This is a genomic window from Lysinibacillus telephonicus (assembly GCF_003966145.1).
GTDB classification, from domain to species: Bacteria; Bacillota; Bacilli; order Bacillales_A; family Planococcaceae; genus Ureibacillus; species Ureibacillus telephonicus.
Genome location: NZ_RXNR01000017.1, coordinates 1 through 12171, shown reverse-complemented (window position 1 = coordinate 12171; position 12171 = coordinate 1). Strand labels below are relative to the sequence as shown.

Below are 12171 nucleotides of genomic sequence, written 5' to 3'. Positions count from 1 at the left end.
AATTAGTTAGCCTCCTCGACTTCGTAACGATAGTCTTCAATCACTGTGTTTGTAAGAAGTTTTTCACACATTTCTTTCACTAACGTATCGATATCTCGTTCTGTTTCTCCGATTTGAAGCTCTAAATATTTACCAATACGTACATCACTTACTTCGTTATAGCCAATTTTCGCCAAAGATTCCTGTACAGCAGAACCTTGAGGATCTAACACACTTTCGCGTAATGTAACGTAAATTTTAACTTTAGTCATTTCTATTTTCCTCCAAGTCTAGCAAGAATGATTTCATAGCTTTGCGTTAAACTTCCTAAATCACGACGAAACACGTCTTTATCTAGCTTTTGTTTTGTTTCTGCATCCCATAGGCGGCAAGTGTCAGGTGAGATTTCATCAGCAAGTAATATATTGCCATTTTTATCTCGTCCAAATTCAAGCTTAAAGTCTACTAATATAACTCCAACTTCTTCAAAGATTGGTTGAAGTACATTATTAACCTTTAAACCAAGTTCATATAAAGATTGAACTTCCTCTTTTGTTGCAATGCCTAAAATGTCGATATGATCGTTATTGATGAATGGATCACCAAGAGCATCATCTTTATAGTAAAATTCTACAATTGTACGTTTTAAAGGAGTCCCCTCTTCAACCCCAAGTCGTTTCGCAAGACTACCAGCAGCAATGTTGCGGACAACCACTTCGATCGGAATAATGTCTACTTTACGAACAAGTTGTTCATGCTCTGAAATTCTTTCTACAAAGTGTGAGTCAATTCCATATTCTCTTAATTTTTCAAAAATTAAAGTTGTAATGCGATTGTTAAGAACGCCTTTTCCTTCAATTTCTGCTTTTTTCTCACCATTAAATGCAGTAGCACTATTTTTATATTCAACGAACAAAATATCTTCTTGTTCTGTTGCATATAAACGTTTTGCTTTTCCTTCATATAAAAGCTGACCTTTATTCATGACGTGAGCCTCCAATTAATTTGCATTCATCTCTCATCACCATTTAGATGAGAGATGAATGTTTATTAGAATTTAAATTAGTTCAATCCAAGACGTTCAAAAATCATATCCACATTTTTAATGTGATAGTTGTAGTCGAAGCAATCATCGATTTCTTCTTTAGTTAATAAAGAAGTGATTTTTTCATTCGCTTCTACTAATGGACGGAATTGAATTTGTTCATCCCAAGCGCGAGCAGTTAATGGCTGCACTGTATCGTAAGCATCTTCACGAGCCAGCCCTTTATCAATTAACGCAAGTAAAATACGTTGTGAGTAAATTAAACCGAAAGTACGGTCCATATTACGTTTCATATTCTCAGGGAATATTGTTAGGTTTTTCACAATATTACCGAAACGGTTTAACATGTAGTTTAGTGCTATTGTTGCATCTGGAATAATGACACGTTCTGCTGATGAATGTGAAATATCACGCTCATGCCATAAAGATACGTTTTCATAAGCCGTTAACATGTATCCACGGATTAATCGTGCCATGCCAGTCATGTTCTCAGAACCGATTGGATTACGTTTGTGCGGCATAGCGGAAGACCCTTTTTGACCTTTACCGAAGGCTTCTTCTACTTCACGAGTTTCTGATTTTTGAAGACCACGTACTTCAGTCGCAAATTTTTCAATTGAAGTTGCGATTAATGCTAATGTTGAGAAATATTGTGCATGACGGTCACGTTGTAAAGTTTGTGTAGAGATTGGAGCTGCTGCTAGTCCTAATTTTTCACAAACATATTGTTCAACGAATGGATCGATATTAGCGTAAGTTCCTACCGCACCTGAAATTTTCCCAGTTTCGATTACTTTTGCTGCCGTATCGAAACGTTCTAAGTTACGCTTCATCTCTTCACGCCATAGTGCCAATTTCAAACCGAAAGTTGTCGGTTCAGCGTGAACACCGTGCGTACGTCCCATCATTACTGTATATTTATGTTCTTTCGCTTTTTCAGTTAAAATATCGATGAAATTCACAATATCTTTGCGTAAAATCGTGTTTGCTTGTTTGATTAAATAAGATAATGCTGTGTCTACCACGTCAGTTGATGTTAAGCCGTAATGAACCCATTTGCGTTCCTCGCCTAAAGTTTCAGATACCGCACGAGTAAATGCTACTACATCGTGGCGAGTTTCCTGTTCGATTTCATAAATGCGGTTAATATCGAATGAAGCGTTTTGGCGAAGTAATGCTACGTCTTCTTTTGGAATTTCACCAAGTTCAGCCCAAGCTTCACAAGCTAAAATTTCAACTTCTAACCAAGCTTTAAATTTGTTTTCTTCTGTCCAAATTGCGCCCATTTCAGGACGTGTGTAACGTTCAATCATGTTTCCTTCTCCTTTTATTCCGACCAAATGCCGGAATTTTTTATTTGTTCTAATGTTTCCTCGATATTTTCCGTCATTACTGTTACGTGACCCATTTTACGATTCACTTTTGCTTCAGCTTTGCCATAAAGATGAACTGACCAATCAGGATATTTTGTGATGGAGTTTGTTAATGGCACGACATGCTGCCCTAACAAATTCACCATAATCGATGGCGCCCATAGTTTTGGTTTGCGAAGCGGCCAACCACAAACAGCACGTATATGCTGGGCAAATTGTGATACATTACAAGCTTCAATAGAGTAATGGCCAGAATTATGTGGTCTTGGTGCTAGTTCATTAATAATAATCTGTCCATCTTTTAACACAAACATTTCAACTGCTAACGTACCAACAAGCTGTAAATAATCTGCAATTTTTTTAGCAGCTTCTATCGCTTTGTTATATGTTTCAACAGATATACGGGCTGGTACAATCGTTTCGTGTAAAATGTGATGAACATGAATATTTTCTCCAACCGGAAGACAATAGCTTTGACCATTTCCATTACGCTGAACAATGACGGAAATTTCCTTTTCAAATGGGACAAACCCTTCAGCAACACATTGAAAATGCTCCAAAAGCTTTTGTGCAAGAGGCAAGTCTTCTTTTGAATTTAATTGTTGTTGACCCTTACCATCATATCCACCACGTGCTGTTTTCACAATACATGGATACCCAATTTTCTCAATCTGATTCACTAATTCTTCATAATTATTAGCCACTATATATGGAGCAACTGGACAGCCGCTGCTCTCAATCGCGGATTTTTCTGTCACACGGTTTTGTGTTATGCGTACTAGCTCCGCACCTTGTGGAACGTAAGCTTTCTCTGTTAATCTCTTTAAACCTTCATAATCTATATTTTCAAACTCATAAGTAATGACATCGCTGACTTCTGCTAATTCTTCTAATGCAGCGTCATCATTATAAGGAGCTACAATTCTTATGTCTGCTACTTGGCCGCATGGAGAGTCCATAGACGGTTCAAGTACTGCAATTTTATAACCAGCTTCTTTAGCAGCAAGGGCCATCATACGACCTAATTGCCCCCCGCCAATAATGCCAATCGTTTGGCCAGGATAAATCACTTTTGTCACAGTAGGTCACCTGTACTTTCTAACACTTGTTGCTTTATCATTTCTCGACGTTCTTCAAGCTTATTAGCTAGTTCACTATCACTAATTGATAGAATTTGAGCCGCTAGTAAACCTGCATTTGTTGCACCAGCCTTGCCGATTGCCACTGTTGCTACAGGTACACCACCAGGCATTTGTACGATTGATAATAATGAATCCAATCCATTTAATGCTTTTGACTGAACCGGCACACCAATTACAGGTAATGTTGTTTTAGCTGCAACCATTCCTGGAAGATGAGCTGCTCCACCTGCACCTGCAATAATAACTTCTATTCCTCTTGAACGTGCTGATTCCGCATATTCAAACATAAGATCTGGCGTACGATGTGCAGAAACGACTTGTCTTTCATACGGCACTTGCAGTTCATCTAAAATATCACATGCAAATTTCATCGTTTCCCAGTCACTTGAACTTCCCATGATCACACCAATTTTTGGATTCATTTATTTCTCTCCTTCAAACATTTACGTTTTGATGTAAATTTATTGAACCTTATATTTCCTAATCTATTCACATAAAAAAGTCCTCAAATAATCCACTTTCTCTATTGCGAAGAAAGCAGAATACTTGAGGACATTTTTATGTAAGAAAATGTTGTGAATCGCATAAGTACGTACTCACACACCTTTCACATGCCAAAAGTTGCTTTCCCGCATAGTCCAACATTTACGGTGTCGGGTAGAGACACTAGAGCCATATTCTCTAGCATATATGTGGGAGGTCTTAATATTTTATAATGAATAGTCATTTAAACTTAAGATGTTAAATGTTTTCCTGTTCACATTTTAACAAGGCAGGAGAAGAAAATCAATGGTAAAATGCGAACGATAAATTTTCAGAAAACATAAATGTTCGGTTTTTGAGTCGAATCACCTTTAATCTTCTATTAGAATCCCTTTAAACATGATTTTTTGACGCAAGTATGTCGGTTCTCCATCAACTAGATGAAAAATCGGCTCTTCTTTACGTCCGCACGGCTGATAACCAGCTTTTTTCATTCGTTCTAAACACTCTTCAATAGTTTCATTTTCTTCCACTTCAAACCAAATTTGTTTTTTACCCATAGAAAATTCCTTTCATCATTTGTAGCTACTATAATACGAATTGGCAAGAATGAAAAGTGAGGAATACTTGCAACTGAGAATTATAAGTAAAAAGTTCATTAATTATTTGAAAAAGAGAAATATTCCTCATCATTTTTTAATGTTGCTTATGTATTATCTTCTTATAAAGAATGAAAATAAAAAATGCGAGTTGATTTGAAATGGAGCATCGAATTTTAATTATTGAAGATGAAGAAAATATTGCCCGCGTCTTACAGTTAGAATTAGAGTTTGAAGGTTACGCTGCAGATGTGGCACATACTGGAACAGCAGGTTTAATTAAGTATCGTGAAGGGGATTTTGACTTAGTTCTTCTCGATTTAATGTTGCCAGAAATGAACGGTCTTGATGTACTGAAACGTATACGCGCTACAGAACAAGCAACACCAGTTATTTTATTGACCGCAAAAAGCGAAGTTGAGGATAAAGTGAAGGGGCTCGATTTAGGGGCAAATGATTATGTTACAAAACCTTTTGAAATTGATGAATTACTCGCGAGAATACGCTCTGCCATTCGTTTTGCAAAGACTCGTGAAACCGCCAAAATCAACCAACAAAAAGACGAATATCTAATTTCCTATGGGAATCTCTCTATCCATGAGCATACACGCGAAGTTCTTTACTTTGAAAAGCCAGTCGAACTAACTCCACGGGAATATGATTTATTGTTATTTTTATTAAAACATCCAAAGCAAGTATTAACGAGAGATCAAATTTTAGAGGCTGTCTGGGGCTTTGATTATTATGGAGATACAAATGTCGTCGATGTTTATATAAGATACGTTCGTCAAAAGCTTGAGGCATCTAACACTACGCCAATTATTCAAACAGTTCGTGGTGTTGGTTATGTCTTAAAGGTGTCTACTCATGAAACTTAGAACGAAGATTCATCTTTTTACAACGTTGCTAATGTTAATTTTATTAATTTTGATGAATATCGGCGTTTATTTGTTATATGAACAACTCTCTATTAATACTGAATATAAGCAGCTGAAATCACGCGGTGAAGAGCTTTTAACGGCGTTAAACCAAGTTACAGAAGAAACAAATCCGAATATGATTTTACGTGCATATATGCCCACCGCTGGAGCCGTACGTGTTAAAAATGAAGCCGGGGAAGAAATTACTTCGGTTGAAGCCTCTCTATCAATGGCAAACATTCAGTTAGAGATGAAACAAGGTGAGTCTTATATAAAAAGTGAAATAAATGGTTCCCCTATTATTATGACTGAGATGCCAGCAATTTGGATAGATGGAAATGTTGTTAAACTGCAACTTATTCAACGACTTGACGAGCTGGCAGCGAACCAATCATTGTTGAAACTAATCTTAGTAGCGGTTACTGTCTTAGCAGCAATCCCTCTTTTACTATCAAATATGGCACTAAGTAGAATCATTTTAAAACCTTTGGAACGGTTAAGTGAAGCTATGAAAAAAAGCGGTTCTACCGGTACTTATGAAAAGATTGATCATGTAGATGTTGGAAAGGATGAGCTTGCTGAAATCGGTCGTACATTTAATGGAATGATGGAAGTTCTGGAAACGAACTACAAAAAACAAGAACAGTTCGTTTCAAATGCATCACATGAGTTAAAGACCCCGCTTACTGTTATAGAAAGTTATTCGAAACTATTATTGCGGCGTGGGTTTACAAATGAAAAAGTTGCAAAAGAAGCGCTGGAAGCAATTGTAAATGAGTCATCCCGAATGAATGAGTTAATTGTACAAATGCTGGAATTAGCAAAAAACAAAGAAAATATGTCTCTTTCAATTGATAAGATTAATCTTTCACAACTGCTTGAAAATACCCTTTTACAAATGCACCAAGCATATAGCAGAGAATTTGAATTACATGGAGATTCAAATCTTTTTGCTTATACAGACTCACAAAAAATAAAACAGCTGTTTTTCATTTTATTAGATAATGCACGTAAATACAGCGATGACAAAGTTATTGTAACAGCAACTAAAAATGAACACTTTATATCAGTTGCTATCGAAGATTTTGGAGTAGGAATTCCTAAAGAGCAGCTTCCACATTTATTTGATCGATTTTACCGCGTCAATCAGGACCGCAACAGAAAAACTGGCGGTACAGGTTTAGGTCTTGCGATCGCAAGAGAATTAGCTGAACGCCTCGATATCGAAATAAAAGTCGAGAGTAAAGTAGGTTATGGCACTTGTTTTACATTGCTTATACCAATTAACGATGACTTCAGCGAGGTGGATAGCAAATGACGACCTATACAAAATGGATGATTTCTTTAGTTAGTTTAATGCTAGCAATAACAGCACTTGTCATTTGGCTTATTCAAGACCGCTTTTTTAAATCAGATGAAATTTCCATCCAGGAAGCTTCTCAAAAGGTTGAGTCTTTATATGGAGGAACGATTGAATCCTTTGAACAAAAAAATGCTATTTTTTATATGGCCATTAAACGGAACAATCAGCTATATAACCTTCAAATGGATGCTGAGACAGGCGTTGTTTTAAAAGTAAATAAAACAGGTGAAGAAATTGACACTGAGCAAACTGCAAGTCTAAAGACAATTGATGAGATTCGAGCTTTAATAAAGTCCTTAAATAAAGGCACAATTCAATCTATTACTTTACAAAACCAAGATGACAAACAACAATATATCGTTGAAATTTCAGACAACCAAGCACTTAAAACAATAGTCGTACATGCTCAAACCGGTGAAATTCTCTCAGAGAAGATCCAAGAACAAAATGCAACGGAATCAAATAACCCAGTCATTATTACAAGCGAAAAAGCAAAGCAAATTGCCCTTTCACAACTAAGGGGATCTATTGAATATGTCGTTTACAAAGAATCAAGCGATGGAGGATATTACTTAGTTGAAGTTGACGGTGAAGATAATGAAGCAGTTTTCCAAATACATGCTGTTTCAGGTAAAGTTTTATCCGTAACACCAAACTATGATTCGGATGATGATGACTCCGACGAAAGCGATGATGATGCTGAAGAAAACGAGGACAACGATGAAAACGATGATGATGATTAAAGATTATTAATGGATTTCTCATCAATTTCTAATCATCCTCTTCGATTCTTATAATTTTTCACACTTACTATAGAGGTATCAAATAACTAAGGAGTGAAAATATGAGAAAAGTTATTTTAGTACCTGCTTTATTAGGTGTAATGGGAATTGGTGGTATTATTGCGGTTGCAGGGGGAAATATTGTTGGTTCAGCAGACAGCCCTAAAAAATTGTCAGCAAGTGAGATTGAAAAAAAAGCGCTGGCAGAGGTAAATGGAACAATTACTGATTTTGAATTTGAAAGAGAAGGAACAAGAAGTTATTACGAAGTTGAAATAATTACTTCAGATGCTGAATATGATTTGAAGTTTGATGCTTTTACAGGCGAATTATTAAAGAAACGAAAAGAGCGACTTGAGAAGGACGATATTATTAAAGCTTCATATAAACAAGTTTTAATTAACAACACTACTGATGCTAGCTTAAATGATAATCGCGATGATTCAACTTCTGCAAAGAATAGCACAGTTAGCCAAACTTCGAAAGCTACAGCTGGCAATGAAAATACAAGCCAAAAATCAAGTGCAACAACTTCAACAACTCAAAAATCTGTAGTTCAACCAAGATTTGATGATGATTATTATTATGATGATGACCGTTACGATGACTTAGACGATTTATACGACGATCGTTATGATGATGACCGTTATGATGATGATGACGATGATGATTTTGACGACCGCTATGACGACGATGACGATGATGACGATGATGATCGTTATGATGACTAATTTAATATAAATACAAAGTTAAAAATGGGTGACTTATAAATAGTGAGTCACCCATTTTTATATTGACGAACATTAGGATTGCTTTTAAATATCACTTATATTTCTATCAACTCTTTTAATTTCACCTTGTTAGGATCAACTACTTTCATGTTCTCTTCGTCCATTATTTGTTTAATCACAAATAAAATGTCTTGTTGTACGGAATATTTTTCACGAATGTCATTCGTTGGTATGTAAAAGCTAATCAGCATTCGATAATAATCTGTATGATACTCATCTATATACACAAGTATTAAATCTTCTTTTGATATTTGAGGATGCAAAATTATTTGTTTATTAATTTCGTTGCAAACGTTTCGAATTGATTGCTCAGTATTATCCGTAGATAAAAAAACAAATGTTTCAATTTTTCGCTTTTCACGCTTTGAGAAATTATAAATAGGTCTGTTCATTAAATAAGCATTTGGAACATAAACAATCCCTTTATCAGACGTAGAAATCAAAGTAGAGCGAAGATTAATATCCTGGATAACTCCCTCAATTTTATGATCCTCCGTTGAAATAAAGTCCCCTACTTCGAAAGGCTTGTCGAATGTCATCGACAGTCCTCCAAAAATATGCGAAGACGTATCACGAACACCAAACGCCAATGCAACACTTGTAAGCCCGATTCCTGTAAGAAATCCGTTTAAGTTAAAGTTCCACAATGAAGCAATTAACACTATAGCAACAACTGCTAAAGATGCATTAATTATTCTTAATTTAAGTGGTGTTAATTTAGTAGATTTACTTTCATTTAGGTGAAACGATTCAGGATGATTCGCATAGTAAGTTAATACATCGTACATTCCCTTAAAGAAATAGAAAACCATTAATGAATTAAAAAAGTTGCTCATTGGTGATTTAGAAAAAAGAGATACTTCAATTAAAAATCCAGCCGCAAAGAATAAAATGATTGTAAAAAATGCATGTCGGATTTCCCTACTAAAATGTTCGATTATTCGTGCAGTCATCAATTTAGCTTTTCTTTCAAAAAAGCGGGAAATTTTTTTGATGATGTATTTTAATAAATAGTGTTGAAGAACCCATCCTAATACAATGATGGTTAGAAAAATAATAATGTCTGACAAAGTAGGTTTAACCATATCCGGATAAAGCCAACGGAAAGATTCAATCATGTTTCTATTACTCCTATTAACATCTTTTAAGTTATATTATGAAGGATTTCCTCCAAATATAAAAACTTTTCCATCATATCAATTTCAAAGATTTTTACCAAAAGTCAAAATATCTACAAATAATTTTATCTACTTTAGTTGATTGAAAACATTTCGATTCAGTACCCCTTTCTAATCACAAAAGTAAAATTAAGATTTTCATAAGATTTATAATACCTTTTTATTAAGAATCTTTTGCTATATTAGTATAGATTTAAATTTAGAGAGGGTTATAAAATGCAAAAAGTACTGAGATTTTGCTATTGGTTTATATTGCTTTTTTATGTCTTTTTATTAGTTGATACAGTATTTATTTCAAGGGAATCCTTAAGAAGTGTTAATTTAATTCCTTTTAATTCGATTAAAGAATTTATAATGGTAGACAATGGGTTTGGACAAGTTCGAATTGTTGATATGAATATTTTGGGAAACATTTTAATGTTTGTACCAGCAGGGATATATATAATTCTTCATAAAAAACATAGGTCTATCATGAAAAATTTATTTATAATTTTGTTAAGTAGTTTAGCTATAGAAGCAACCCAATTTATTTTCGCTCTAGGTGCATTAGATATTGATGATATCATTTTAAATGTAATGGGGGGATTTATAGGATTGGCATTCTATAAAATGTTTGAAAAACTCTTTAAAGATGAAAATAGAATTAGAACAGCCATTTCTATCCTTTCCTTAATTGTTGGCTTACCAATTCTAGTATTGACACTGTTATTATTCATTGCTAATTAAAATTGTTCGCTAAATTTCTTCCTTCCTTAAAGTGATTTGCTCAATCTATACTGACATTAATTCCTTTTAACTAGTAGATAAAAACACCACTGGATTTTCAGTGGTGTTTAAATGCTTAGCAGTTAGTACATAAAAAAACTGCTGAATACTGGTGCAAAAAGGTAGAAAAATAAGTTGATTTTTTTAAAATTCATCAATTGATTTCTCCAAGCTTTTCATCCTCTCTTTATTCTGTTTAATTATTAATTTTAGAATAACTTTTCTCAAGTACAGGATAAAGAGTGGTATACAACACCACTCAAAACTTCTTCATAGTTGACTTCAATCAGTCTACTACCTATTTTGATTATGTATATCTAATAACTATAAAGCCAGTTATACCAATAACGATTTAGTAGAATGTTATTATTTACTCAAATTTTGTTTTAAGAAAGTGTTAGGGAGGCAAGAGCCAATAATAAAAAGAGCAGCACTTTACCGCTCCTTACCGATTTATCTTCTTAATTTAAAACGTTTCTTCAGCATACTCTTAATTAAAAAGGAGGTAGTAACATTAAAAAGAATATTTATTTCATTTTATTTCTTTCTTTTATTGTAATTGGCATTCTGATTTTTAATTCATACGATCAAAAAAATCAGAATCTCCCCTATTACACTACTGACAAGGGCTTAAAAGAAATACAAGAGATAAACAACACAATCGACAAAGTTGAATTAACAAAAAAAATAGTAAATGAGTTAACAAAAAACGGCTTCTCTCCAGATAAAAGAATACAATATACGATTTATTCAGCAGATGAAAAAACACTGACACTTTCATTACCAAGGTCAGATATTGACGATGAAAAAATACTTAAAATAACTAACATCGTTAATACAATTTCACAACAAAATGGTCTTAATACATTTTCAATTGAAATTATGGAAATAGGAAAAAGCATCTAATCTTGTATTTTATATTAACAGTATCACTAGACTTCAAACCAACAGCTCTTACATAAAAAACGGCTTTTCCATGGGAATCAACATATAGTCTTGCATCCTTCGGAAACAAACTTCTTCATCTACTGTTGTCCCCCCAGTTGGTTATCATCATACATTAATGGCAACATAGCACCTGACGTAATATTTAGCGGTTTCATTAGCGAAGCGACGTCCTATTCTCACAGGGGGTGCCCCCAACTACCATCGGCGCTATCTCGAAGCGCGATAACACTTCGGATTCCTGCGTCAACTTCGTCAGTGCGGTGCTCACGTACTATGTACGCTGCGCTCCGCTCTTCCTCGTTTCCTTGGACTCCTCGGTTCTCGCGCTTCTCGAATCAATACTTATTTCTTTATTCCTTGTCATTCTCTTTTCAATTTTAATACGCGCCGAACTCGCCTTCGGCTTTTGGTAGTTGGGGGCTTTTTTTCTACATAAAAAAAACCGCTGAATCTCAGCGGTTTCATTAGCGAAGCGACGTCCTACTCTCACAGGGGGAAGCCCCCAACTACCATCGGCGCTAAAGAGCTTAACTTCCGTGTTCGGTATGGGAACGGGTGTGGCCTCTTTGCCATCATCACTTCACTTTTCGGCTTCCAAAAATTATTTATTCTTGAAATCCTCTTTATTAAATTGAGAGTTCGTTCTCTCAAAACTGGATAAAGACATTGAATGCGTTCAAAATTTTGGTTAAGTCCTCGATCGATTAGTATTCGTCAGCTCCATGTGTCGCCACACTTCCACCTCGAACCTATCTACCTCATCGTCTTTGAGGGATCTTACTTACTTGCGTAATGGGAAATCT

Annotated in this window: 12 protein-coding genes, 2 rRNA genes and 1 riboswitch; of the genes, 5 read left to right on the top strand and 9 right to left on the bottom strand. The window is 35.0% G+C overall.

Translation table 11 applies throughout. The annotated features are described in order from the left end of the window. Positions 1-2: 2 nt before the first annotated feature. The 6 genes from purS to EKG35_RS07780 all read right to left on the bottom strand — a co-directional run bounded on the left by purS (position 3) and on the right by EKG35_RS07780 (position 4582). On the bottom strand, positions 3-251 hold the full coding sequence (gene purS, locus EKG35_RS07805) for a phosphoribosylformylglycinamidine synthase subunit PurS (protein ID WP_126293881.1): 249 nt from the start codon (positions 249-251) through the stop codon (positions 3-5). Between the two features lie 2 nt (positions 252-253). Then, complete coding sequence (gene purC / locus EKG35_RS07800) at positions 254-964, bottom strand: phosphoribosylaminoimidazolesuccinocarboxamide synthase (protein WP_126293880.1); 711 nt, start codon at positions 962-964, stop codon at positions 254-256. 77 nt (positions 965-1041) lie between these two features. Next, positions 1042-2337 carry an adenylosuccinate lyase gene (gene purB / locus EKG35_RS07795; RefSeq protein ID WP_126293879.1) on the bottom strand — a complete coding sequence of 432 codons (1296 nt, stop codon included), beginning with the start codon at positions 2335-2337 and terminating at the stop codon, positions 1042-1044. A gap of 14 nt (positions 2338-2351) precedes the next feature. Next, positions 2352-3476, bottom strand: a complete 1125-nt coding sequence (purK, locus tag EKG35_RS07790) for a 5-(carboxyamino)imidazole ribonucleotide synthase (protein WP_126293878.1) — start codon at positions 3474-3476, stop codon at positions 2352-2354. Then, complete coding sequence (gene purE / locus EKG35_RS07785; protein WP_126293877.1) at positions 3473-3961, bottom strand: 5-(carboxyamino)imidazole ribonucleotide mutase; 489 nt, start codon at positions 3959-3961, stop codon at positions 3473-3475. The genes purK and purE overlap by 4 nt, the downstream gene beginning before the upstream one ends. Positions 3962-4153: 192 nt before the next feature. Continuing rightward, a riboswitch (purine riboswitch) is annotated at positions 4154-4253 on the bottom strand. A gap of 140 nt (positions 4254-4393) precedes the next feature. After that, positions 4394-4582: an NETI motif-containing protein gene (locus tag EKG35_RS07780; protein ID WP_126293876.1), complete on the bottom strand. Its 189-nt coding sequence runs from the start codon at positions 4580-4582 to the stop codon at positions 4394-4396. 200 nt (positions 4583-4782) lie between these two features. Here EKG35_RS07780 and EKG35_RS07775 point away from each other — a divergent pair, with 200 nt between their 5' ends. The 4 genes from EKG35_RS07775 to EKG35_RS07760 all read left to right on the top strand — a co-directional run bounded on the left by EKG35_RS07775 (position 4783) and on the right by EKG35_RS07760 (position 8417). Beyond that, complete coding sequence (locus EKG35_RS07775; RefSeq protein ID WP_126293875.1) at positions 4783-5499, top strand: response regulator transcription factor; 717 nt, start codon at positions 4783-4785, stop codon at positions 5497-5499. Then, positions 5489-6859: a sensor histidine kinase gene (locus EKG35_RS07770; protein WP_126293874.1), complete on the top strand. Its 1371-nt coding sequence runs from the start codon at positions 5489-5491 to the stop codon at positions 6857-6859. Before EKG35_RS07775 ends, EKG35_RS07770 begins: the two co-directional genes overlap by 11 nt. Next, entirely contained in the window at positions 6856-7647 is a 792-nt protein-coding gene (locus tag EKG35_RS07765; RefSeq protein ID WP_126293873.1) for a PepSY domain-containing protein, read from the top strand. The genes EKG35_RS07770 and EKG35_RS07765 overlap by 4 nt, the downstream gene beginning before the upstream one ends. Positions 7648-7748: 101 nt before the next feature. Next, entirely contained in the window at positions 7749-8417 is a 669-nt protein-coding gene (locus tag EKG35_RS07760; RefSeq protein WP_126293872.1) for a PepSY domain-containing protein, read from the top strand. A gap of 95 nt (positions 8418-8512) precedes the next feature. On the opposite strand, the gene EKG35_RS07755 is transcribed toward EKG35_RS07760, so the two are convergent. After that, positions 8513-9595 (bottom strand): mechanosensitive ion channel family protein, encoded by a 1083-nt coding sequence (locus tag EKG35_RS07755; RefSeq protein WP_246020255.1) that lies wholly within the window; start codon positions 9593-9595, stop codon positions 8513-8515. Between the two features lie 276 nt (positions 9596-9871). Here EKG35_RS07755 and EKG35_RS07750 point away from each other — a divergent pair, with 276 nt between their 5' ends. After that, the gene (locus EKG35_RS07750) at positions 9872-10381 is read left to right on the top strand and encodes a VanZ family protein (RefSeq protein WP_126293871.1); all 510 of its coding nucleotides are present in this window, start codon (positions 9872-9874) and stop codon (positions 10379-10381) included. Positions 10382-11835: 1454 nt separating this feature from the next. Here EKG35_RS07750 and rrf read toward each other — a convergent pair. Both rrf and EKG35_RS07740 read right to left on the bottom strand, forming a co-directional pair. Further along, positions 11836-11951: ribosomal RNA gene (rrf, locus tag EKG35_RS07745) — 5S ribosomal RNA — on the bottom strand. 101 nt (positions 11952-12052) lie between these two features. Then, positions 12053-12171: ribosomal RNA gene (locus EKG35_RS07740) — 23S ribosomal RNA — on the bottom strand; the annotation flags it as partial.